23 protein-coding genes and 2 pseudogenes are annotated in these 25,023 nt (G+C 31.3%); 8 read left to right on the forward strand and 17 right to left on the reverse strand.

Annotation, left to right across the window (positions count from 1 at the left end; translation table 11 throughout):
• From HMPREF3058_RS02755 to groES, 3 genes and pseudogenes are all read right to left on the reverse strand, one after another.
• Positions 1 to 656: pseudogene (locus tag HMPREF3058_RS02755) on the reverse strand (cell surface protein); the annotation flags it as partial.
• 416 nt (positions 657 to 1,072) lie between these two features.
• Positions 1,073 to 2,692, reverse strand: a complete 1,620-nt coding sequence (gene groL / locus HMPREF3058_RS02760; RefSeq protein WP_002447508.1) for a chaperonin GroEL — start codon at positions 2,690 to 2,692, stop codon at positions 1,073 to 1,075.
• A gap of 55 nt (positions 2,693 to 2,747) precedes the next feature.
• The gene (gene groES, locus HMPREF3058_RS02765; protein ID WP_001830378.1) at positions 2,748 to 3,032 is read right to left on the reverse strand and encodes a co-chaperone GroES; all 285 of its coding nucleotides are present in this window, start codon (positions 3,030 to 3,032) and stop codon (positions 2,748 to 2,750) included.
• A gap of 174 nt (positions 3,033 to 3,206) precedes the next feature.
• Between groES and mroQ the strand changes: the two genes are divergently transcribed.
• Entirely contained in the window at positions 3,207 to 3,947 is a 741-nt protein-coding gene (gene mroQ, locus HMPREF3058_RS02770; RefSeq protein ID WP_002491526.1) for an intramembrane glutamic endopeptidase MroQ, read from the forward strand.
• 60 nt (positions 3,948 to 4,007) lie between these two features.
• On the opposite strand, the gene sdrH is transcribed toward mroQ, so the two are convergent.
• Positions 4,008 to 5,444 carry an MSCRAMM-like protein SdrH gene (gene sdrH, locus HMPREF3058_RS02775; protein ID WP_002502145.1) on the reverse strand — a complete coding sequence of 479 codons (1,437 nt, stop codon included), beginning with the start codon at positions 5,442 to 5,444 and terminating at the stop codon, positions 4,008 to 4,010.
• 351 nt (positions 5,445 to 5,795) lie between these two features.
• On the opposite strand from sdrH, the gene HMPREF3058_RS02780 reads away from it, so the two are divergent.
• Positions 5,796 to 6,581, forward strand: coding sequence for a carbon-nitrogen family hydrolase (locus HMPREF3058_RS02780; protein ID WP_002491490.1), 786 nt, complete (start codon positions 5,796 to 5,798; stop codon positions 6,579 to 6,581).
• Between the two features lie 380 nt (positions 6,582 to 6,961).
• Here the strand turns inward: HMPREF3058_RS02780 and hld are convergent, their stop codons facing one another.
• Positions 6,962 to 7,039, reverse strand: coding sequence for a delta-hemolysin (gene hld / locus HMPREF3058_RS11565; RefSeq protein WP_002494082.1), 78 nt, complete (start codon positions 7,037 to 7,039; stop codon positions 6,962 to 6,964).
• A gap of 316 nt (positions 7,040 to 7,355) precedes the next feature.
• Here hld and HMPREF3058_RS02785 point away from each other — a divergent pair, with 316 nt between their 5' ends.
• The 4 genes from HMPREF3058_RS02785 to agrA are packed head-to-tail and all read left to right on the forward strand — an operon-like array spanning position 7,356 to position 10,113.
• Entirely contained in the window at positions 7,356 to 7,919 is a 564-nt protein-coding gene (locus tag HMPREF3058_RS02785; RefSeq protein ID WP_002491536.1) for an accessory gene regulator AgrB, read from the forward strand.
• A gap of 5 nt (positions 7,920 to 7,924) precedes the next feature.
• Entirely contained in the window at positions 7,925 to 8,065 is a 141-nt protein-coding gene (gene agrD, locus HMPREF3058_RS02790) for a cyclic lactone autoinducer peptide AgrD (RefSeq protein ID WP_002468352.1), read from the forward strand.
• A 25-nt stretch (positions 8,066 to 8,090) separates the two neighbouring features.
• On the forward strand, positions 8,091 to 9,380 hold the full coding sequence (agrC, locus tag HMPREF3058_RS02795) for a quorum-sensing sensor histidine kinase AgrC (protein ID WP_002499510.1): 1,290 nt from the start codon (positions 8,091 to 8,093) through the stop codon (positions 9,378 to 9,380).
• A 16-nt stretch (positions 9,381 to 9,396) separates the two neighbouring features.
• Entirely contained in the window at positions 9,397 to 10,113 is a 717-nt protein-coding gene (gene agrA, locus HMPREF3058_RS02800) for a quorum-sensing response regulator AgrA (RefSeq protein WP_001829999.1), read from the forward strand.
• Between the two features lie 67 nt (positions 10,114 to 10,180).
• Here the strand turns inward: agrA and HMPREF3058_RS02805 are convergent, their stop codons facing one another.
• The 8 genes from HMPREF3058_RS02805 to HMPREF3058_RS02840 form a co-directional block, all read right to left on the reverse strand.
• Positions 10,181 to 11,140, reverse strand: coding sequence for a carbohydrate kinase family protein (locus HMPREF3058_RS02805; protein WP_002499509.1), 960 nt, complete (start codon positions 11,138 to 11,140; stop codon positions 10,181 to 10,183).
• 6 nt (positions 11,141 to 11,146) lie between these two features.
• A complete protein-coding gene (locus tag HMPREF3058_RS02810; RefSeq protein ID WP_002491534.1) occupies positions 11,147 to 12,619 on the reverse strand; it encodes a sucrose-6-phosphate hydrolase in 1,473 nt (490 codons plus the stop codon).
• 259 nt (positions 12,620 to 12,878) lie between these two features.
• Positions 12,879 to 13,832 carry a LacI family DNA-binding transcriptional regulator gene (locus HMPREF3058_RS02815; RefSeq protein WP_002491544.1) on the reverse strand — a complete coding sequence of 318 codons (954 nt, stop codon included), beginning with the start codon at positions 13,830 to 13,832 and terminating at the stop codon, positions 12,879 to 12,881.
• Between the two features lie 134 nt (positions 13,833 to 13,966).
• Positions 13,967 to 15,217 carry an ammonium transporter gene (locus tag HMPREF3058_RS02820; protein ID WP_002499508.1) on the reverse strand — a complete coding sequence of 417 codons (1,251 nt, stop codon included), beginning with the start codon at positions 15,215 to 15,217 and terminating at the stop codon, positions 13,967 to 13,969.
• Between the two features lie 419 nt (positions 15,218 to 15,636).
• Positions 15,637 to 15,861, reverse strand: coding sequence for a sulfurtransferase TusA family protein (locus HMPREF3058_RS02825; protein WP_002447520.1), 225 nt, complete (start codon positions 15,859 to 15,861; stop codon positions 15,637 to 15,639).
• A gap of 51 nt (positions 15,862 to 15,912) precedes the next feature.
• On the reverse strand, positions 15,913 to 16,965 hold the full coding sequence (locus HMPREF3058_RS02830) for a YeeE/YedE family protein (protein ID WP_002475007.1): 1,053 nt from the start codon (positions 16,963 to 16,965) through the stop codon (positions 15,913 to 15,915).
• A gap of 86 nt (positions 16,966 to 17,051) precedes the next feature.
• Positions 17,052 to 17,333 (reverse strand): hypothetical protein, encoded by a 282-nt coding sequence (locus HMPREF3058_RS02835; protein WP_002495670.1) that lies wholly within the window; start codon positions 17,331 to 17,333, stop codon positions 17,052 to 17,054.
• A 139-nt stretch (positions 17,334 to 17,472) separates the two neighbouring features.
• A complete protein-coding gene (locus HMPREF3058_RS02840) occupies positions 17,473 to 18,108 on the reverse strand; it encodes a redox-sensing transcriptional repressor Rex (protein WP_002457908.1) in 636 nt (211 codons plus the stop codon).
• A 346-nt stretch (positions 18,109 to 18,454) separates the two neighbouring features.
• On the opposite strand from HMPREF3058_RS02840, the gene HMPREF3058_RS02845 reads away from it, so the two are divergent.
• Both HMPREF3058_RS02845 and HMPREF3058_RS02850 read left to right on the forward strand, forming a co-directional pair.
• Entirely contained in the window at positions 18,455 to 20,389 is a 1,935-nt protein-coding gene (locus HMPREF3058_RS02845; RefSeq protein WP_002491501.1) for an ABC-F family ATP-binding cassette domain-containing protein, read from the forward strand.
• Between the two features lie 341 nt (positions 20,390 to 20,730).
• Positions 20,731 to 22,349: pseudogene (locus HMPREF3058_RS02850) on the forward strand (MutS family DNA mismatch repair protein).
• A 76-nt stretch (positions 22,350 to 22,425) separates the two neighbouring features.
• Here the strand turns inward: HMPREF3058_RS02850 and tsaD are convergent.
• Genes tsaD through tsaE form a run of 4 tightly spaced genes read right to left on the reverse strand, consistent with a single transcriptional unit; the run spans position 22,426 to position 24,983 of the window.
• Positions 22,426 to 23,448 carry a tRNA (adenosine(37)-N6)-threonylcarbamoyltransferase complex transferase subunit TsaD gene (gene tsaD, locus HMPREF3058_RS02855; protein ID WP_002491524.1) on the reverse strand — a complete coding sequence of 341 codons (1,023 nt, stop codon included), beginning with the start codon at positions 23,446 to 23,448 and terminating at the stop codon, positions 22,426 to 22,428.
• The gene (gene rimI, locus HMPREF3058_RS02860; protein WP_002491491.1) at positions 23,445 to 23,906 is read right to left on the reverse strand and encodes a ribosomal protein S18-alanine N-acetyltransferase; all 462 of its coding nucleotides are present in this window, start codon (positions 23,904 to 23,906) and stop codon (positions 23,445 to 23,447) included. The genes tsaD and rimI overlap by 4 nt, the downstream gene beginning before the upstream one ends.
• Positions 23,879 to 24,541 (reverse strand): tRNA (adenosine(37)-N6)-threonylcarbamoyltransferase complex dimerization subunit type 1 TsaB, encoded by a 663-nt coding sequence (gene tsaB / locus HMPREF3058_RS02865; RefSeq protein ID WP_002487323.1) that lies wholly within the window; start codon positions 24,539 to 24,541, stop codon positions 23,879 to 23,881. Before tsaB ends, rimI begins: the two co-directional genes overlap by 28 nt.
• A complete protein-coding gene (gene tsaE, locus HMPREF3058_RS02870) occupies positions 24,522 to 24,983 on the reverse strand; it encodes a tRNA (adenosine(37)-N6)-threonylcarbamoyltransferase complex ATPase subunit type 1 TsaE (RefSeq protein ID WP_002491515.1) in 462 nt (153 codons plus the stop codon). The genes tsaB and tsaE overlap by 20 nt, the downstream gene beginning before the upstream one ends.
• Between the last annotated feature and the right edge of the window lie 40 nt (positions 24,984 to 25,023).

A 25,023-nucleotide genomic window follows, 5' to 3' on the forward strand; every position in this document is an offset into this window, starting at 1 on the left:
TTTGTGATTTTCTCTTCTTTGTCTTTTTTCGGTGTTTTTGTGTCTTCGTCTTTCTCGTTTTTGGTAATTTGTGTATTTGTTACCGAAGTATTTGCTTGATTTTGTTCTTTTCCATTCACTTCATCTTTATTTTGATTGGTTGTTTCAACAACTTCATTTGTATTATTATCTTGTTGATTATTTTCAACCATAGGTGATTGTGCAGTGCTAATTTTACGATAAATAAACTTAGTAATTCCGTCACTCACAGAAGTTCTATAATGTTGGTACCCAGGAATTTTCACCGGTTGCCTTTCTGAAGCAGGGGTTTTAGCATCTTCCACAGCATCTTTAATAATATTTCCTTGATCATCTAGCCAGACAGTTACATAAAGAATTGGTAGTTCATATGACGCATCGTATTCTTCTTCATCATTATTATTTTGATCTGTTGTTACGGCTGTTGCATCTGTATTTTCATTATTATTTGTAGGTGCTGTCTGTGAAGTTTTTGGTGATGTTCCTTGATTTGCAGTATTTTCATCCGCATACACAGTTACGTTACTGTTAAATAAATAGAGTGCCAATGTTAATGCACTTGCTGTACCATATCTTAAAGTTTTCTTACTTAAATATGTTTGTATTAATTTCGAATTATTAGGTTTGATGTCTTTCATAGTTGTATGTGCCTCCTAATTTTTGATTTAAATTAAACTTCGATATCATATGCCTATGATACTGATTTACAGTGTGAGTATAATCGAAAAACATACACAATACGTTATTTAATTTATAATATATCATGTATTTTAATTTTTTACAATTTAAAATTACCGAATAATACTAAAGACTTTTTATTACTTTCAACATTGAGATAACACTTTTATAACTGTATTAAAATCCTTGATTTCTCAGAGCTTTACTGACTAAACATTATAACTTTACTATATAGTGATATATCTGACGTTTTTAGTAATTACGATAATTTTAGCTCATACCTAAAAAAGCCTCTCAAAAGTCTATTCAACTTTTAAGAAGCTTGTTAGTAATTTAAATTAAATATTTATATTGAAGGCTAAAATCAATAAAATATCTACATCATACCTGGCATGCCACCCATTCCAGGTTGTTCATTATTTTCTGGCTCCGGAATACTAGCAACGACTGCTTCAGTTGTTAAGAACATAGCAGCTACACTTGCTGCATGTTGTAACGCTGAACGAGTTACTTTAGTTGGATCTACTATACCTTCTTCTAACATATTAACCCATTCATTTGTTGCTGCATTGAAACCAACGCCCGCTTCTGCATGTTTTAAACGTTCAACAATAATTGAACCCTCTAATCCTGCATTTTCAGCAATTTGTCTAACTGGTGCTTGTAATGCTTGTAAAACAATATTAACACCTGTTTCAACATCACCTTCTGCTTTAATTTCACTTACTTTTTGATATATATTGACTAACGCAGTACCACCACCAGCAACGATACCTTCTTCCACCGCCGCACGTGTTGAATTTAATGCGTCTTCAATTCTTAGTTTACGTTCTTTAAGTTCTGTTTCACTTGCAGCCCCTACTTTGATAACAGCTACGCCACCAGCTAGTTTTGCTAAGCGTTCCTGTAATTTTTCTTTATCAAACTCTGAATCAGTTTCTTCAATTTGCGCTTTAATTTGACCTACACGAGCATCAATATTATTTTCATCACCATTACCATCTACGACTGTTGTGTGATCTTTAGTCACTTCAACTTTATTTGCAGTACCTAGCATATCAAGAGATGCATCTTTAAGTTCTAAACCTAAATCATCAGTAATGACTTGAGCACCAGTTAATATTGCTAGGTCTTCTAACATTGCTTTACGTCGATCACCAAATCCTGGAGCTTTAACTGCTACAGCAGTAAATGTTCCGCGCATACGGTTTAAAACAATATTAGTAAGCGCATCACCTTCTACTTCATCCGCAACAATTAAAATTGGTCGACTAGACTGCACAACTTGTTCTAATAATGGAAGAATATCTTGGAATGATGAAATTTTCTTATCCGTTACTAATATATATGGACGTTCTAATTCAGCTATCATTTTATCTGAGTCAGTTACCATATATGGTGATTGATAACCGCGATCAAATTGCATTCCTTCAACTACTTCTAATTCTGTATTAAATCCATTTGATTCTTCAATTGTGATAACGCCATCGTTACCTACTTTATCCATTGCTTCAGAAATGTAGCGTCCTATTTCTTCATCTGCTGCTGAAATAGCTCCAACTTGCGCTATTTCGTTCTTATTTTCAACCTTTTGAGAAATCTCATGAAGCGCTTCTATAGCCACTTGCACTGCTTTGTCAATACCTTGTCTTAAGCCTACAGGATTTGCACCACTTGTAACATTCTTAAGACCTTCCTGAATCATTGATTGCGCTAATACTGTTGCTGTAGTAGTACCGTCCCCAGCAATTTCATTTGTTTTATTCGCAACTTCCTGCACTAATTTTGCACCCATATTCTCATATGGATCTTCTAACTCTATTTCCTTAGCAATTGTTACACCGTCGTTTGTAATTAAAGGTGTTGTATAATCCTTATCTAGAACAACATTTCGTCCTTTAGGTCCAATTGTAACCTTTACAGCGTTTGCTAATTTATCAACGCCACGTAACATTGCTTGACGTGCGTCTTCAGAGAATTTAAGATCTTTTGCCATAGTCTAAACAACCTCCACTTATTAAATCATTTAATTAATATTTAAAATTCGCACTTTATTCTATAATAGCTAATATATCTTCTTCATTTAAAATTAAATATGTTTTGTCGCCACGTTTCACTTCAGTACCTGCGTATTGTTGGAAGACGATTGTGTCACCTTCACTGACTTGAGGAGCAACTTGTGTGCCATTGTCTAATAAACGACCTTGTCCAACTGCAATGATCACACCTTCATTTGATTTTTCTTTAGCGCTATCTGTTAAAACGATGCCACTTTTAGTTGTTTGTTCTTGCTCTTTCTTCTCAATAATCACACGATTTCCTAATGGTTTAAGCATGATTGTTCCTCCTTCATTTACATGTGATTTAGCACTTTGATATATAGAGTGCTAATCTGTTTTTAATATTAATCAAAATTGGTCAATATATCAAGCAATAAGGACTATTAATTTTGTACTTAACCTTTATTTACGATAAAATATATAATATACATATATAGATGGAGGGAAATTATGAAAAGGTTATGGGTATCCCTATTAACCGTTCTATTCTACGGTTTAGCTCAAATATTACCTGGTTTGGTTTTAGGTAGCCATTTACTTGGAGATATGTCTAAAATGCAAACTGCCCAAACAATGATTATCATGCAAGTATCTATCTTCATCATCGCTGCATTGTTAATCATTTTCATGCAAGCAACCATTAAAAATCCTACTCAATTAGAACAAGGACATAAGGAACCTAAAAGATATATTATCGCCTGGGTTCTATTAGGATTTTGTATTGTGATGATTTACCAAATCATCATCAGTATAATTTTATTTGCCATCAATGGAAGTCCCCAAAGAAGTCCGAACACCGAAAGGTTAATGGCTATTGCTAAGCAAATGCCGATATTTATCGTTTTAATATCCATCGTAGGTCCCATTTTAGAGGAATACGTTTTTCGTAAAGTTATCTTCGGAGAATTGTATAACTTTATAAAAGGATCACGTGTGGTAAGCTTTATCATTGCATCTGTAGTAAGCTCTCTAATATTCGCTTTAGCACATAATGACTTCAAATTTATACCAGTATATTTTGGAATGGGAGTCATTTTCTCACTTGCTTATGTTTATACAAAACGAATTGCAGTGCCAATAGGTATACACATGCTTATGAATGGTTCGGTTGTATTAACTCAAGTTATAGGTGGAGATTCTATTAAAAAATTGCAAGAACAAGCAACATTTATATTCCATTTTATATTTTAAAAATAAAAGCATCTCATCATGTATAAATTAATTATCATACATGGCGAGATGCTTATTTTATTATCCTTTTCTTCTAAAGATATATAGTCCAGTGACTCCTAGAAAAATTCCAATTATTGCAATACTTAATGATAAAAGACTTCGATGCATTTTCTTTTTCTTATCATAATCTTTGGAGTGTTCGTCATTATTTGTTGTTATTTCATCTGCACTATGGTTTTTGAAGGCGCTGTGATTTTTATCTTCTTTATCCGTAGGTTTTTTAAGTTCTGGCATTGAGCCAATTTCTCCTGTAATTAAAGCTAAAACCTGATCGTCTAAATTTTCATAGTATTTACTAGAATTAAGTGGATTAAAATATTGAAATCTGAAATAGCTTGTCCCTTTTTGTAATGAATTTAAATATTCATTTCCTCTAAATGATTGCTTTCTAAACAAGCTATAAATGTCACTATCTGTCACCTTTCCATCTAATTGATTCAAATTTTTTACTTGATTAATCAAAAACGGATTGTACTTATAGGCACCCGTTGCTAATTGTCTAAATCTGCTAATTAATGAATTGGTATTATCACTACTATTCATTCTATGTTCGATATTATTTTGAGATTTAAAAAAGCCATTTTTATTCCATATAAATTGATTTATATTATTTTGATTTCTATGACCTGAGCTAGAATGAATAATATTTTGTCGAGGTTTATATGGCGCACCGTCTCCATTAGTACGTGTATGATTAATATTATGGTCTATATTGTTTTGATTTGTTTGATTGTATTTAGGCCTTTGGGGTTGATTCGTATGACTTTGAGAAGGTCTATTTGTATTTCCTTTAGTATTACCAGGTTTTTTTCCGGTATGTGAACCCTTACCTGAACTTGTATCAGAGTCTGAATCACTATCCGAGTCACTGTCTGAATCGGAATCACTATCTGAATCCGAGCCGCTATCTGAATCCGAATCACTGTCTGCGTCTGAGTCGCTGTCTGCATCTGAGTCACTGTCTGCATCTGAGTCACTATCTGAATCCGAGTCACTGTCTGCACCTGAGTCGCTATCTGAGTCTGAATCACTGTCTGCATCTGAGTCACTATCTGAGTCAGAGTCACTGTCTGAATCTGTGTTACTATCTGATTCCGAATCACTATCTGAATCGGAATCACTGTCTGCACCTGAATCACTACCTGAATCTGAGTCACCATCTGAATCTGAATCACTATCTAAATATGTGTCAATGTCTGAATCTGAATCACTATCTGAAACGATATCTGTGTCTAAATCATTATCCGAATTCATACTATTTCCTGTGCGACTAGTGTCATTCACTTCATTGATAGTATTGCTCTTAGCTGTATTCTTATCAATCTGGTCTTTAGAAAAATTAATGTCAATAGGATGACTACCCTCAGCATGTGCTTGGTGACTGAATAATGATGTAGTTACCATGAACGCAAAGCCCGTAAGCATAAATGAATGTTTAATGTTAAACTTTTTCATAGATTCAACCACCTCCCCATTACAATCTTTTGTTATTTCAAGTATATAAAAAAACTAAGCATTTTGCATTTAAATATGATTATTGAAAATTAATATTAATAAAGTTGAAACGTAAAAGTAACTATTTGTAAACAACAGAATTCATGAAATTTTTTATTTTAATTAGTACTTGATAATTAGATGTAAGCTAAAGCTTCACCCTAAGCCTAACAAAATTTCAAAATTTATGTTAGTTCAATATAGTTGTATGTATAGATTAACATGATTAAATTTTAGATATTTTAAATGAAATTTTGCCTTTAACTGGCAATTTTAGTATCTTATAACTAAAATGACAGGCGGGTGAATATATTGAAAATCCAAATACTTCAATTCAATGTAGAACGTGGAAATGTTGAAAAAAATATGCAAAATATCAAAACTAAGTTTAAGCAATATTTAGATAAAGATACCAGTGTCGTCGTGCTTCCAGAAATGTGGAATAACGGTTATGCTTTAGAAGAATTAGAACAAAAAGCTGATAAAAATCTTAAAGACAGTTCTCTCTTTATAAAAGATTTAGCACATACATTTAATGTGGATATCATTGCAGGTTCAGTTTCAAATATAAGAGAAAATCATATATATAATACTGCTTTTGCAATCAATAAAAACGGAGAATTGATTAATGAATATGACAAAATACATCTCGTGCCAATGTTACGTGAACCAGAATTTTTATGTGGTGGACATGTAGTCCCTGAACCTTTTTATTTATCTGATCAAACACTTGTTACACAAATCATTTGTTATGACTTACGATTTCCAGAGATATTACGCTATCCAGCTAGAAAAGGTGCTAAAATTGCTTTTTATGTAGCACAGTGGCCTAACTCAAGACTAGATCATTGGTTATCATTACTAAAAGCGAGAGCAATCGAAAATGATATTTTTATTGTAGCTTGTAATAGTTGTGGTGATGATGGTCACACCAGTTATGCTGGAAATTCAATTGTCATTAATCCTAATGGTGAAATTTTAGGCCATTTAGATGATAAAGAAGGTGTACTAACAACACATATCGACATAGACTTAGTAGATCAACAAAGAGAATATATTCCAGTTTTCAAAAATCTAAAACCACATCTTTATAAATAGCATAGTTAAAGCCGTGAGCTTGGGAGAGACTCACGGCTTGATAACTTATTATTAAGGGAATGTTTTTACAGTTATTTTTTCAATCTATTTTTTGGGGATGTTATTAATTATGAAAAAATTTTAGTGAATTTATCTATTTAACATGATAAATTGAATGTTGTTTACGATAGCTTACATGCTAGAAATAATTACCTATTTAAGGTAGCTAAGAATAATACGTAACACTGAGTCCAAGGAAACTACAGCTACTAGCAAATGCTTCTCACTTGCTTAGTTTATATTAGTAAATTATTAAGTCGGGATGGCTCAACAACTCACTAATAGTATTAATTATACGAAGAAAACAAAGTTACAAAAGTTACAATAGACTCATTCAAAAATTATTTTTTGAATTTATTAACTGTATCGATAATCCATTTTACTAAATCACCGATTGTAGAAATGATATCTGCTGCCATTATAACTTCACTCCTTTCGAATTAAGGTAATGGATACGAATGAATTTAACATTCACTCGACTAGATTAAGCAAATTTTTCAACTATCTTTCAATCACATCTCTGTGATATGAGTCTATTAAAACATGATTTTTCCATTTAAAGATTAAAATTTCGTAAATAGCAATATTTAGTACTCAACTGTAAAACTAAATATGGTAAAATATCTAATAGCACTTAATTAAAACACTTAGGTATATTTTTTTAACAGTTAGGCATGTTTTCTAAAAAATGTTGCGCAAAATTGTATAATGACACTTGAGGAGAGTAGAAAACAAGTGAAAATCATCGATAAAAAAATTGAGCAATTTGCTCAATTTTTACAACGTAAAAATAACCTAGATCACATTCAGTTTCTAAAAGTTCGTTTAGGGATGCAGGTCGTTGCTGGTAATATTGAAAAAACAGTGGTTCTATATGGAATATCTTATTTTTTTGATTTGCTCATTTTTACATTTTTAACTCATATTAGTTACTTTCTATTAAGACTATTTGCTCATGGTGCACATGCTAAAACATCTCTTCAATGTCATATACAAAATATTCTTTATTTTATATTTATACCTTGGCTAGTGCTACATTTTCCTCTTAGTACAAATATATTTTATTTTTTAGCCATAATTAGTTTTTTATTAGTAATATCTTTTGCACCGGCTGCAACAAAGAAACAACCTATACCTAAACATTTACTTAAGAAGAAAAAAGTACTCTCCATATTAAGTTTTATCATAATCATAACAATCGCTTTAACACTAGAAGAAGTATTCAAAAAAATTGTAATCTCGGGTGTTGTAATAGAGTCTATTACACTTTTACCAATATTTTTTCCTAAGGAGGATTAACAGATATGAATTTATTAGGTGGCTTACTTTTAAAATTATTTTCTAACTTTATGGCAGTAATTGGTAACGCAGCAAAATACAACCCTTGTGCTAGTTATCTCGATGAGCCACAAGTGCCAGAAGAATTAACTAAACTAGATGAGTAGAATTTAGTAGAAAGAGTGTATTCAATTGGATGAGCTTAACTTTTTATCATTTGCAGCTATACAGATATTTCTTTTGGTTTGGGTTATAAAAACTATTGCTAATATTAAATTTGTAAGAAAGGATTATATTTTCATTACTGGAATTATAATCCTTTCTGCAATATTATATAATGTTTATTCAAGCCAAGCACTTGTACTTGTAGTATTAATGATTATAATTTTCTTCTATTCAAAAGTCAGATGGTATTCTATAGTTATAGTGTTAATGAGCACTTTGTTGTCATATTTAACAAATTTTATTACAGTAGTCATCTCTTTATATACTGAAGATATAATACATAACATTTATTTATTTACTATCTTTCATTTATTAATTTATGTCATTTTATCTTTAATTTTGGCACATTTATTTAAACACTTATTAATTAAGCTTAGGTATATTTATTTATATATAAGCAAAAGATATTACTTTATTATTTCTTTTGTATTAGCTATTGCTTTTATATACTTCTATATAATTTCACAAACTAATTTACAAGAAAATAATAGTTTGAAATTTTATGCCATCATTTTTGTTTCTGTTATCGTATTTTTGAGTTTGGTTATATTATTGTTATCGGCTTTCGCACTACGTGAAATGAAATATAAACGTAAGCTACAAGAAATCGAAGCATATTATGAGTACACGTTACGTATAGAAAGCATTAACAATGAAATGCGTAAGTTCCGACATGATTATGTGAATATTCTCACCACTCTTTCAGATTACATAAGAGAAGATGATATGCCTGGATTACGTAAATATTTTGATGAACATATCGTGCCAATGAAAGATAAATTAAAAACTCGCTCTATTAAAATGAATGGTATTGAAAAATTGAAAGTGAGAGAAATTAAAGGGCTCATTACTACTAAAATTATTCAAGCTCAAGAAAAACGTATTCCAATTAGTATTGAGGTTCCTGATGAAATTGATCGTATCGATATGAATACTGTTGAGCTTAGTCGTATTATCGGTATTATAACTGATAATGCTATTGAAGCTTCAGAAAATCTTGAAGAACCACTCATCAATATCGCATTCATTGATAATGATGAATCTGTCACTTTTATCGTTATGAATAAATGTAGTGAAGATATTCCTAAAATTCATGAGTTATTTGAACAAGGTTTTTCTACCAAAGGCGATAATCGCGGTTTAGGTTTATCAACTTTAAAAGAACTGACAGACTCAAACGAGAATGTTTTATTAGAAACTGTCATCGAAAATGGTTACTTTGTACAAAAAGTCGAAATAAATAATAAGGAATCATAAGGATGTGTAGAATTAAATGAAAATTTTTGTTTGTGAAGATGATCAAAGACAAAGAGAACATATGGTATCAATCATTAAAAACTACATAATGATTGAAGAAAAGCCAATGGAGTTAGCTTTAGCAACAAATGATCCTTATGAGGTCTTAGAGCAATCAAAAGAACTTAATGACATTGGTTGTTACTTCCTTGATATTCAATTAGAAGCTGATATGAACGGTATTAAATTAGCCAGTGAAATTCGTAAACATGATCCTGTTGGTAATATTATATTTGTAACCAGCCACAGTGAACTGACTTATTTGACGTTTGTTTATAAAGTGGCTGCTATGGATTTTATTTTTAAGGATGATCCATCTGAATTAAAAATGAGAATCATAGATTGTCTTGAAACAGCACATACACGACTCAAATTATTATCTAAAGAAAGTAATGTAGATACGATTGAGTTAAAACGTGGAAGTAATTCAGTATACGTTCAATATGATGATATTATGTTTTTTGAATCATCTACGAAATCTCATAGACTCATCGCACATCTTGATAATCGACAAATTGAATTTTATGGAAATTTAAAGGAATTAGCACAGCTTGATGAACGTTTCTTTAGATGTCATAACAGTTTTGTGATAAACAGGCATAACATTGAATCTATTGATTCAAAAGAACGTATTGTTTATTTTAAGAATGGCGAAAATTGTTTCGCTTCAGTACGTAATGTTAAAAAAATATAATGAAACACCCATCTTTACGATATGAAATTGTAGAGATGGGTGTTTTACTTATTTCTTATATTTTAAATCAATAATAGTCTTTTATTTCTTCTTTTGTTGGCAAACTTTCAATAGCACCATGTTTCGTTGTTGTAAGTGCTGCAACACGATTACTAAACGCTAGTATATCCTTCCCTTTTTCCCTAAATAAATCTTTACATTCAGAATGCTGAGACTCGAGTATGCAATAAATAATAGCACCTATAAATGCGTCACCAGCACCAGTTGTATCAATTGCTTGTACTTGATACCCCTCATGATGAATACGATAATTATCTTTGGTAAAAATAGTTGCACCTTGTGCTCCTTGCGTATAAATCACTACATTAACTTGACCTCTAAATAAAGATTGAATTGCTTCATCTTCATTCTTCTTACCAGTAATAAATAATAATTCTTCATCAGATATTTTAACAATATGTGCTTTAGGTATGAACGCATTAATTGTACGTTGACATTCGAGTTTATCTTCCCATAAAGGTAAGCGTACATTAGGATCAAAAACAATGGTACCACCTACTGACTCGAATTTTTCAATCATTTTCTCATGGGCATATTTCATGTCACTCTCTATTAAATCTACAGAACAAAAATGTAAAATATCGTCTTGAAATACTTGAATATTATCAATATTTTCAGGTTGATATAACATATCTGCAGAAGGTTTACGATAAAATGAGAAATCTCTTTGACCATCATCTTGAAGGCTAACAAATGCCAACGCAGTATTTGCTTTATTAGTTCGCTTAATATATTGCGTACCTACGCCAAGTTGTTCAATTGTTTCTACAATGATATCACCAAACGCGTCATTTCCTAGCTGTGTTATCATTTCTGATTTTCCACCTAATTTACTTACTGTAGCCGCTACGTTACACGGTGCGCCTCCAACTTGTCGACTAAATTGTTCAACATCTTTTAATTTTGAATGTGTTACGTGTGGTATGAAATCAATTAATGCCTCTCCAATGGCAAATAGACGTCTCATTATAAATCACCCTTTTAATTCATATTTAGTGAATTTTAAATATACTTGACCAGATTCAGTCGAAGCTTTTATACCAGTAGCATCCTCATTTGGGAAAATACGTGAGGTTAAAACACGCTCACCATCATTACAAAATATTTCGATACTAGATGTATCTACAAAAATTTGTAACTGTTTTAATGGTGAGTCTAAAATGGTAGAACGCGTTGTTCCATCGACATTTGATGGTAGTTTCCCACTATCGGTACGATCTAAAGTGAGTTTATTTTCATGTTTATTATAAGTAATCAATGTAGATTCAGATCGAGAGCTACGCAATTCAAAATATATTTCTGAAGCATCATTTTCTAATATATCTATAATCATCTCATACTGTTTACCCTCATATGGATGTAATTTACGTTTGAATTTATTAGCATATCCCAAAGCTGTTTCTTTATTTGTTCTTAAATCTTCTAACTGCTTAAAAGGTCGTTGCTTAAGTTTTCCATTTTCAATGGTAAGCACTCGAGGAATAGTAAGGCAATGTGCCCACCCCTCTTTATCTGTAGGATACTCTGTATCTGGAAGTCCCATCCATCCTATTAAAATGCGTTGCCCTTCTGCATCAATAAACGTTTGTGGCGCGTAGAAATCAAAACCATTATCCAATTCTTGAAAACTTTCATGGTCGAAAAATAGATTATTAAAGTTTAAATCTCCTATCATAAACCCTGATTGATAGATATTTCTAAATTTATCTCCTTCAGCTTCAACACCTTGTGGACACATGAGTATGACATCTTTATTGCCTAGTCTAAAATAATCAGGGCACTCCCACATATAACCAAATTGTGTCAGACTAGTTTTAATCTCACCCTCAAAATGCCAATCAACAACATCTTGACTACGATATAAAAGTAAACGCCCCAACTCATTTTCATTTTGAGCACCTAGAATAGCGTACAGTTGATTATTTTTTTCAAATACCTTGGGATCCCTGAAATGACTTGTATACCCTTCAGGTTGTCCATAAATCACAGGTTTAGGAAACTTCTCTATTTTTCCGTCTTTGTTCATTCTGGCAATCATTTGACTGGAAATTCTATTCCAATGTTGATCACGATGATTACCTGTATACATATAATAAAGGTGATTTTGATATTCAAAAGCACTTCCACTATATACGCCATGACTATCATACTTAGTATCAGGTTTAAGAAGTGTTCCTTGAGGTTCAAAATGTAATAAATCTTTGCTTTTATAATTAAACCAATATTTTAAACCGTGCACAGCACCTAACGGAAACCATTGATGTGAAATATAGTAGTATCCTTCATAATAAATGAGTCCGTTTGGATCATTCAATAAACCCATTTCAGGTTGGATATGAAATGTTTGTCTATATAAAGATGTATCCACTTGGTGTTTCAGTTGCTCAAGATATGTTTTATCAACATCCTCAATACGTTGGTATCTCTCTTCACGAGTCCACTCCACTATGTTCTTCCTCCTACTACAATTATTTATATATTAATAACTCTATTATTCTAACATATTGATTTAGAGAAATATGTTAATAATGTCACTGTTTGATATGTTTAAATTCAGGCTTATTAATATCCAATTGATACCAGTCAACATATAATTAATTATTTCATTTAACTATGTTTTCACAATAATTATACCAATTTGATTAGCAATTATCATTATATGTGGTATCGGTTCCATTTTAACTAAAACAAGCTTGTTGTGCATGTTAATTCAATTGGATAGGAATTTTTATTTTTAATGCTGTTTGTTCACCTTTTAATAGTTGGTTAATTTCTTTTAATGCTTGCTCTCCTGCTTCAAAGTAATTATAGCTAACCGTTTGAATGACAGGTGATACTATTTGAGTCATAGGGTCTCCACCAAATCCATATATTGAACAATTGTAAAACCTTTGTTGATGATCAGAGCAATATTTATGGATTGCAAAAGCAATGGTATCAGTTGCTCCAACTATCGCATCAGCATGATGTACTCTTTTAAGTTGCTGACTTACATCTTTAAAAGCTTGTTCATGCTTAAATGTTGTCTCATAAATTTTCGGACTTATGTGATAATCATTCAGCGCTTGAATAACTCCCAGCTTACGTTGAACACCAACTGCAATATCTTCTTCACTTACACCAAAGAAATGTACATTTCGACATCCTTTTTCACCAATGAGTACTCCAATTTTATATCCAGCTTCATAATCATCGTGATATATACTATATAGTTGATCATGTTCTTGTCCTACTATAATGACAGGAACATCTATTTTCTCAATGACTTCAATATGCGCTTCAGTAATATGTGTTGCCATTAGCACGATTCCATCAACTTTACTACGTGATAATGTTTTTAGTGCCGAAATTTCACCGTCTATTTCTAATCCTGTGTAATTTAATAATAACTGATATCGATGTTTACTACATTGGTGTACCAAGCCCTTAATTGTTTCATCAACAGCGTATGAATTCATACGTGGAATAATTGCTCCAATCAAATTGGTACGTCGAGCTCTTAAGCTTTGTGCAAATTGATTAGGTTGATAATTATTTTCTTCTATTATTTTAGTTATTTTTTCTTTTGTTGCTGGACTTACAGATCCATTATTTAAAAAGCGTGAAACAGTACTTTTCGATACTCCAGCTAGTTTTGCTATATCTGATATATTTTTCATAAAAAATCACCTATCACGTCATCCATCATTTCTTTTTATTTTATCATATGAACCAACGCTTTAAATAGTTGAAATTATTGTTTAGAATACGATTAAATAAATTGACGTGTTAGGTGATTGTCATTTATATAATTTTAAAACTTAATATGACGATTAAACTTATTTAGCTCTCCATAGAAATATGCTTTCTCACCGTGTACTATAACATCGAGTCCGGTTTTATCTTCTTCTTGAGTTGTAGCTAAAGGAGTAAAAATTTTAATAAATCTAGCAATCAAAAATGTGACTATTGCGCTAAAAACGACAGTCGCAATTGCCGCGCCAAGTTGAATAACTACTATTTTAAAATCACCTGTATAGATAAAACCATTCTGCACCGCACTATTAATTTGATGTGATTGAAAAACTCCTGTAAACACGGCTCCTAAGATACCACCTACACCATGAATACCAAATGCATCAAGTGCATCATTATATTGGAGTTTTACTTTGATTAAATTTATAACGATATAGCAACCTATGCCACCAATTATTGCAATAATCATAGCACTCATATAGCTGACGTATCCTGCTGCTGGTGTAATAGCGACAAGACCAGAGAGTGCTCCAGATAAAAGACCTAGTAAGCTTGTAGTCTTTTTCAAGATATATTCAAAGATTAACCAACCGAAAGCACCTGCACTTGCACCAATAACTGTATTCACAAACGATATCATGGCTATGTGATCGAATGTAAATGCACTGCCCACATTAAATCCATACCATCCTAACCATACTAATATACCACCTATAAGTGTAATTAATAGATTATGGGGAGTATGTTTTTCTTTCTTTTTACCTATACCTATCATTATCCCAAGAACCAAACCAGATACACCTGATGTTATATGAACTACTGTTCCACCCGCATAATCTATTGCTCCAATTTTACTAATCCAACCACTACCCCATACCCAGTGGGCAACAGGGCTATAAATTAATAGAACCCATAAACTCACAAAAATCAGATAAGGAATGAATCTCATTTTCTCGGCTATCGAACCTGATAAAATAGATACCGCAATTGTACAAAACATCATTTGAAACAACATAAATAATGAGAGAGGGATATGAGGACTCAAAGTTTTTGAAGTTTCAAAACCAACATGATGAAGACCCAAAAATTTCAAACCACCTATCCATTGATTACCTCCATCAAAACTTAAAGAGAAACCAATCATTATCCATATAAATGTGACAATGACAATGGCAACCATACTTTGCATTACAGTATTTAAAGCATTTTTTGATTGTACGAGTCCCCCATAAAAAAGGCTTAAACCTGGTGTCATTAACCATACTAATAGAGTACATAAAAATAGAAATATTGTATCATTCATATTCATACTTACCACTTCCTTTAAAAACATCATAATGAGTGTTTTTTTAAAAAGCAAAATTAGGTAAGGTCATGTTACACAGTATGTCACTTTAAGTTACATTGTATATATAAGCGTAGTACTAAAAACAAATTACTTTCGTTACACCATGTTAGTAATGAGTATAATAAAAAGATAATCTTGATTTAGTTATCTCATTACAATAATAAATAAGCCTGGGACAATGATTGTTGTCTCAGGCTATCATAATTCTACTAACGAATTTCATTAAATTAAAAACAGTCTTCAAGTTTAGCTCTTTCTTTCAACGATATAGCTAATGGCTACTTAATTTAACTTTTTTCTCGTCAATTTAATCTATAATTAAATTTGCTTAATTTTCTATCCTTAAAAAATCTTTTTATCAACCTTATAACTATAAGTTTTTATGCCTTTTGAATAGTAATCGTCCATGATGCATCATCAAGTTGCTCATAGTTTGTAACTGGATATCCATTTTCTGCAGCCCAATTAGGTAATGCTTCGGTAGCCTGGGTGCAATCGAAATCGATTTTCAATTCATCCCCTTGATTTAAATCATTCATTTTCTTTTGTGCTTCTATTAAAGGAAATGGACAAACCATCCCTACTGTTCCTAATTCGTATACCATTGATATACCTCCTCATTCACTTTATCTAATGTCACATTTGAATAACCAATCTTAGCTTTGAGATACTTGTTGTAACTTTTTCATAGGTTTTACAAAAATAAAATAACTCATAAACCAAACACCAATAATCATAGAGGCTAAAGCAATCCATCCTTGCCAACTCATTGTAGCTGTCTCTACTAAACCATTACCGATAGAGCAACCACCTGCAACTGAAGCACCAAATCCCATAAATATGCCACCAAGCGCACTATTGCGAATTGTCTTAATATCTGGCAATCTCCATCTAAATTCTTTAGACCCTTTTGCAGCTATATAAGAACCTATGAATATACCTAGTACCAAAAGCACACCCCAATCAATAAATTTTAAATCTCCTGAAATAAGATAATTTACAAGATTTGCAGATGGTGTTGTTATACCTAAGCCACCCATTCTCCCAGTAGATTCACTCATAGGCCAAGCAAGTAGAGCAATAAAACCTATTGCAATGCCAGCAACAAATGGATGATATCTTTTTTCAAATAGATAATGTCTAATACCACTATATTTTTGTTTAAGTTGGGGCACCATTATTTTAGGCTTTCGAATTGTTTTTACAACTAAAAATATTGTAATTACAGTTAATAACGTTACGAGAATCCATTGTGGTATACCAGTTGTACTTGTCATACTTGTGCTGACTTGTGTCGGTTTATTTATTTGATTCATTATTGGAAGAAGTACCCCAGTTTTAGTTACGGCTGAAGTCAATGCATAAAATATTAATGCCACCCAACTTCCAATTAACCCTTCACCAGCCCTATACCAAGTTCCAGTCGCGCATCCTCCAGCTAATACTATTCCTATTCCAAAAACAAAGGATCCCAAAATAGTTCCTATAACTGGAAATGTTTCTGCTGGAACCTCAATAATATTCAAGTTCTTTAGAATAAGTAAACCAATACTTTGGACTGTAATAGCAATAAGCAATGCATAAAACATTTTGTTACTCTTTTGAACGTACATATCTCTAAATCCACCAGCTAAACAAAATCTTGTTCTCTGCATTACAAATCCTAGCAATATGCCAACGACTAGTCCGCTTATAATTGTCCAAACCATTTTATCACCTTTTTCCGATATAAATACTAGGGTATTATAGTAGAAAGGACAATATTTTGCAAATTCTTAATTTTCTTTATTATTTTTTAATATAAATATTTTGTGAGTTTGTTTAAGTCATTTTTAGATAAGTTACTAAATTTATACCACTCTCGATCAGAATAATAAATAAACAATTTATTTCCTAATAAACCTTTAGATATTCTATACCGCACAATGCTAGAGAGTTCGAATTGGATATTGAATGGATTATTGTTTTGATTATATGCCTGAAACTCCAACTTATTTTCACGTATCAACAATATACCAGGAACTGTCATTATTCTAGGAATATGTGGTTTGAAATTACAATTTATTTCTTGAGTCACTTGTTTCAATCTCCCATTTCAATAAATATCAACTTACAATTTTTGTTAAAAAAGTTTCGTATTTATAATCTATTGTAACTGTTTAATATAAAAAAAGCACTCTCAATTGAGAGTACTATGTTAAAGTGATTTTTATTAATTATTTACTATAATTTTTCATGAAGAACAATAATGATTGTAACTCTATACCAAAGTCAATATGATGTACTTGGACATCTTGGGGTGTTTTAATTCGACGTGGTGTAAAGTTTAGTATACCTTTAACACCGGCTTTCACAAGTTCATCAGCAACTTGTTGTGCTACATTATCTGGTGTTGTTAAAATGACTACATCAATATCTTCTGATTCTAATGTCGTTTTGATATCATCGCTATGTTTTACCACAACGTCACCAATATTTTCACCTATAATATCTGATCTAATATCAAAAGCTTCAGTAATTGTCATCTCATCATGTATTGAAAAGTTATATGTAAGTAATGCACGCCCTAAATTACCAATACCTATAATGGCAATTTTAATTTGATCGCTCTCACTTAATTCTGATTTAAAGAATTCAAGCATACTATCTATATTATATCCATATCCTTTTTTTCCTAATTCACCAAAGTATGAAAAGTCTCTTCTTATTGTAGCTGAATCAATTTGTAGTGCTTCACTTATTGTTTTAGAATTAACACGATCTATACCTTTACCTTTCAAAATACTGACAAATCTGTAATATAAAGGTAAACGTTTTAATGTAGCGCGAGGAATTTTAAAATCATCTGACATATATCTAACCCCCTTTTTCACGTATATTATGCATATATCTTTAAAATCAGTAAATGAGTTAAAACATATGTTGAATGTCATCTCATAATACAAATAATTGTCTACAACGAATACTTAAACATTATACATTATTAATTTTTAAAAATAAATATCCTAGTTTCATGTGTTCTATGAATACTGTAGAATAGAGGTAATTGAGTTTAACATCATTTCAAGACAACGTACGCAATTTATTTTTCTATTTAAAATTCGATAATATAGAATTAACAAAAATTTAAATATTTAAAAACAAATACTTTATATATAGTTTAAACCTATTTCAAATACATAGAAAGGTGAGAATCGAATGATACTTTTACAACTTAATGACATCTCCAAATCGTTCGATGGTGAAGATATCTTCACAGATGTTAATTTTGAGGTGAAAACTGGCGAAAGAATCGGCGTAGTAGGCCGTAATGGAGCTGGTAAATCGACATTAATGAAAATCATAGCAGGTGTCGAAAATTACGATAGTGGTCATATATCAAAAATCAAAAATTTAACAATGAGTTATTTAACTCAGCAAATGACACTCAATTCAGAAGCTACTGTCTTTGAAGAAATGTCTAAGCCCTTTGAACACATTAAAAAAATTGAAAATTTAATTAAGGATGAAACAGATTGGCTTGCACGAAATGGACAAGATTATGAATCCGATGAATATCAATCACATATTGAAAAATATGAAACTTTAACTAATCGTTATGAGCAATTAGATGGTTATCAATATGAAAGTAAAATTAAAACAGTACTGCACGGGCTTAACTTTACAGAAATCGATTTCAACAAGCCTATTAATGATTTTAGTGGTGGTCAAAAAACACGTCTTTCTCTTGCTCAAATGTTACTTAAAGAACCCGATCTACTCCTTCTTGATGAACCAACTAACCATCTAGACATGGAAACAACCAAGTGGTTAGAGGATTACTTAAAGTACTTTAAAGGAGCAATTGTGATTATCAGTCATGATAGATATTTTTTAGATAAAATTGTAACTCAAGTTTATGATGTTGCTCTAGGAAATGTAAAACACTATGTAGGAAACTATGAGCAATTTATAAAGCAACGTAATCAGTATTACGAAAAGCGCATGCAAGAATTTGAAAAGCAACAAGAAGAAATCAAGCGTTTAGAAACCTTTGTAGAAAAAAATATTACTCGTGCATCTACAAGTGGCATGGCTAAGAGTAGACGTAAAACATTGGAAAAAATGGAACGTATTGATAAACCTATGATAGATGCTAGAAGTGCAAATATACAATTTGGCTTCGACCGTAATACTGGTAATGATGTGATGCATATTCATGATTTAAAGATTGGTTACGACTCACCTATTACACGACCTATAAACCTCGAAGTCTTTAAAGGGGATCATATAGCTATCATTGGGCCAAATGGTGTTGGTAAAACAACATTGATAAAAACAATTGCTGAAAAACATCCAAAACTAGGTGGTCAAATTATCTTTGGTGCTAATTTACAAATTGGATACTATGATCAAAAACAAGCTGAATTTAAATCAAATAAAACCATTCTCGATTATGTTTGGGATCAATATCCACACATGAATGAAAAAGATGTACGTGCAGTATTGGGGCGTTTCTTGTTCGTTCAAGAAGACGTTAAAAAAATTATCAATGACTTATCCGGCGGAGAAAAAGCACGATTACAATTAGCACTTTTAATGTTACAACGTGATAATGTTCTTATCTTAGATGAACCGACTAACCATTTAGATATTGATTCTAAAGAAATGCTTGAACAAGCATTGAAAGATTTTGAAGGCACGATTATTTTTGTATCACATGATCGTTATTTTATTAACCAACTTGCAAATAAAGTTTTTGATTTAAACCTTAATGGTGGCCAAATGTATTTAGGAGATTATCAGTATTATATTGAGAAAACTGAAGAAGCTATTGCTATCAAAGCACATGAAACAGAAATTCAAAATAATTTTGAAAATAAAGAGATAAATCAAGACGCAAATACTTCAACCTATTTCAGTCAAAAACAACAAAAAAGACAACAACGTAAATTAGAAAGACAAATTGAACATTGTGAAAGACAAATCGAAGAATTAGAATCACAAATATCACATATCGAAGAACAGTTAACACAGCCTGAAGTATTTAACGACCCTCTAAAAGCTAGTAAATTTGCCAATCAAAAATCCGAAACCGAACAAAAATTAGAACAAATAATGTTAGAATGGGAAAAATTACAAGAAAAGCTCTAATTTCCAACATAATGACAAGACACCTAAAAGTCGAATATATGACTTTTCGGTGTCTTTTAGTATGTTTTTACACAAATATTATTAACAGCATGAATTACTTTCATAATCAATATCCACAGAGTTATCCTATTTATCCACAAGTAAATTGACACTTTTATGCTTTAAAATTAACTTATTTATTTACATATCCACAAACAACTTAACTACTTACCCACAACTTACTCACATTTTGTTGATAAGTACGCACGTTCCCTATTGACAACTTATTTTCCATTTTTAATTGTTTCAGATATTCATTTATGAAATAATTTATTGAGAAAGATAAAGGAGAACTAAACTTCATGACGAACAATCAAACCTTAGTACTAATTATATTAACTTTCATCATCCTAATTACACTTGTAAATGTAATTATATCTATAATAGAGAGACGTAAACAGATTGCTAAAATAAATACTTTATGGGATAACAAATTAAAATTAGAAAGTTTTATACGTCCTAATTCACGATTCGATGCCCAATACCGTACTTACCGTGATCATTATAATAAGCAGTCATTTATCGACGATAAGACTTGGTCAGACCTAAATATGGATACGTTATTTCATAAAATTAATTTTAATTTCACTGCAATTGGTGAAATGCGACTATATGCAACTTTAAGAGGTATGTTTAAGGTAAATCAAACCTCATTAATAAACATGTTTAAAGATAATAAAGTATTTCGTTTAAATGTATCTTACATTCTTTCTAAAATTGGTAAAAATGTATACCCTTTGTTTCCAGATCAAATGTTACCCTCTAAGCGTAATATTTTATTAATGTTTTGTCCGTTGTTACCATTTATTGGGTTCGCATTCATTTTTTTAATTCCTTCAAAAGGTATATTAATATGTCTTACTTTTATGATTTTAAATGCAATATTATCTTTCAAACTAAAAAAATCTTATGACCAAGATTTAAAATCAGTTTTTTATACTGCTAATGTTATAAAGCAAAGTCAAGCTTTAAGTAAGATTGAGAGCACGCCAGCGATAAGTGTTGATTTTACTCATTTTAAAGCTTCACGTCGTTTTAGCGGTTTATTAGCTAGAGTAGAATCACAAGATATGGTGAGTAGCATAATTATGTTTATTAAATTAGTATTCATGATAGATTTTGTTTTATTTCATTTAATACAACGTAGCTACTTTAAGTATCAAGAAGAAGTTATGGCATGTTATGTATAAGTATATTAGATAATCATTACTCTATAGCTATGTATCAACATACTTTGACACATTATTGTTATCCTAAAATCAATAACAATATTAATGGCCTTCAAATGAAATCAATCATTCATCCTCTGCTAGATGAAGAAAATGCGATTGCTAACACCATTGACATTTCAAATCATATATTACTCACAGGCTCTAATGCATCAGGAAAATCTACATTTATGAAAGCAGTTGCACTAAATTTGATTTTAGCTCAATCGATACAAACTGCAACAGCTCACTCATTTATTTATCAACCTGGCTATGTAATGACATCAATGGCAAATGCGGATGACGTTTTAAGTGGTGACAGTTATTTCATGTCAGAACTCAAGTCTATTCGTAGATTATTTAACACTTATCAGTGCAATAAGATATATTGTTTTATAGATGAGATTTTTAAAGGAACGAATACAACTGAACGTATTGCCGCTTCTGAATCAGTATTATCGTATTTAGATAATCAAAAAGCATATCAGGTTATCGCTGCGACACATGATGTTGAACTATCAATATTATTAGAAAATACATATAATAATTATCATTTTAATGAATCTATTCAAGAAAATAGCATATTTTTCGATTATAAAATTAAACCTGGTAAAGCCAATACACGTAATGCAATTGAATTACTGCGTATTACACAGTTTCCTATCGATATTTATCAGCGTGCTCAACAAAATATTCGAAACCTCTATAATTAATTAGTTTAATATTTATAAAAAAGTTAAGCGCCTATCTAAAAGTAGTCACTCTTAGATAGGCGCTTTGAAATATTATTTAAACAGAAAAAGTTTCAATATCAATATTATTTTGTCCATTTAAGGCTAAATCGCCACGCAAACCTGCTTGATATAAATAATATCCAGCAGCACCAATCATCGCTGCATTATCAGTGCAAAGAACAGGACTTGGAATAGTAAGGTGTATGCCTTCTTTTTTACATGCTTCACTTAGTGCAGCTCTTAATCCTTTATTACTAGCAACACCACCTGCAACAATTAAGCGATTAACATGATAGTTTTTACAAGCATGAATAGCTTTATGTGTTAAAACTTCTACAACACTATTTTGGAAACTTGTTGCAACATCTTCAGCTACAATTTCAATATTTTTCTGTCTTAAATTGTGCAGTTTATTTATTACAGCACTTTTAAGACCACTAAAACTAAAATCATAACTATCTTTTTCGAGCCACACTCTTGGAAAATCGTATATATCTTTACCTTTAGCTGCTAATCGATCAATATGCGGTCCACCAGGATAAGGTAGATTGATTGTTCGAGCAACTTTATCATAAGCTTCTCCTACTGCATCATCTCTCGTTTCACCAATCACTTCGAAATCTAAATGATTTTTCATATATACCAGTTCAGTATGACCACCAGATACAATCAATGATATAAGTGGAAACGTTAAAGGTTGTTCTAAGTGATTGGCATAAATATGACCAGCAATATGATGTACTGGAATAATAGGCTTATCATAAGCAAATGCCAATGCTTTAGCCGCATTAATACCAATTAATAAAGCTCCTATTAATCCAGGGCCTTGTGTTACTGCAATAGCGTCAATGTCTTCCATTTTCACTTTTGCACTCACTAATGATTCATCTATAGTTGCTGTTATCCCCTCAACATGATGTCTACTAGCAACTTCAGGTACAACACCACCAAAACGTTTGTGACTATCTATTTGACTTAAAACAGTATTAGATAAAAGTTCAGTGCCATTCTTTATTACACTTACACTCGTTTCATCACAACTTGTTTCTATTGCTAAAATTAATGTATTATTTGTCATTTCAAATTCACCCACATGACTAATGCGTCCTCGCCTTCTCCATAATAATTCTTTCTTTTTCCACCATTTTGAAATCCTAAATTTCTATAAACATGTTGTGCAACATCATTATCTATTCTTACTTCTAAACTCATCACATCACAAGAAAAACGTGCATAGTTCATTGCATATTTAAGTAAAAGTTGACCAAGACCATAGCCTCTAAATGCCTTTGATATAGCTATCGTTGTAATTTGTGCTTGATCAACGACTAACCATAAACCAACATACCCAATTATTTTGTCACTAAATTCTATCACAAAATATGTTGCAAATTCGTTGTTTTCTATTTCATGATAAAATGCATCGATTGACCACGAACTGTGTGAGAAACTATCTCTTTCTATATCAAAAACTTTAGGTACATCTTCCACACTCATTTTCCTAATATTCAATTGTTCTCTTGTTGGTTTAACCAATTTCGTTCCGCCTCTGATAATTTATGGTATTTAGGAGTAAATGAATGTATATTTTCTGGTTTTTGAATTAATTGCTTCATACTTGAAGCTTTTGGTAACTGTTCTATGATGTCACTGTCTAATAAATGTTTTATTTTTTCGGTATGATATCCTACAAACACATAAGGTTGGTTTAGTTGATGAAGTTTTTCAATAAGTTCAAAAATAGGTATATAAGTATCATCAATAATGGTTATTAATTCATTGTCCTGATATTGATAAACACCTGCATAAACTGCTTCTCTTCTAGCATCAAAAATGGGTACTAACAACTTCATACTGTCTTTGACTGTGCTAGCAAGTGCTTTAAGTGATGAGACACCATATAAGTTAGTGTTTAATGCATAAGCTAATGTTTTAGCAACAGTAACCCCTATTCTAAGACCGGTATATGAACCTGGACCTTCCGCTACCACGATATCAGTTATTTCTGCTTTATTTATTTTACTTTCTGAAAGAATTTCTGCTATTTCAGGCATGAGTTGCACTGAATGATTCTTTTTGATATCAGTTGTTTTTTCAGCAATCACTTCATTATCTTTCATAATAGCTACTGATAAAGGTTGGTTTGACGTATCAATTAGAAGATAGTTCATTTAAAATTGCCTCCTTTACTAATGCATAATGTTGTCCATGTGTTTCAATGGATACTTGTCTCTCATTCGCATTTTTGACATTTATATTAATCGTTAAGTGATTAGGAGGAAGGAAATCTTTGATAAATTTACTCCATTCTATAACTATGATGGCATTGTCTTCAAAATATTCATCGAAACCTAAATCATCTTCCTCACCTTCAAGTCGATAACAGTCCATATGATGTAATCGTATGCTTGAACCTGTATAAGATTTGATTATATTAAATGTTGGTGAGTTTATCGTTCTTTTAACACCTAACGATTTTCCTATAAATTGTGTTAATGTAGTTTTCCCTGCTCCTAGGTCACCATTTAGTAAAATCAAGTCCTTAGCACTTAAATGTTTTACAAGTATTTGAGCAAATTTATCCATTTCATTTAAATTGTGAATAGTTATCAATTTTTACTCTCCTATATATGATTATTTAAAATCAATTTAT

It is taken from the genome of Staphylococcus sp. HMSC068G11, assembly GCF_001815825.1.
Taxonomy (GTDB): domain Bacteria; phylum Bacillota; class Bacilli; order Staphylococcales; family Staphylococcaceae; genus Staphylococcus; species Staphylococcus epidermidis.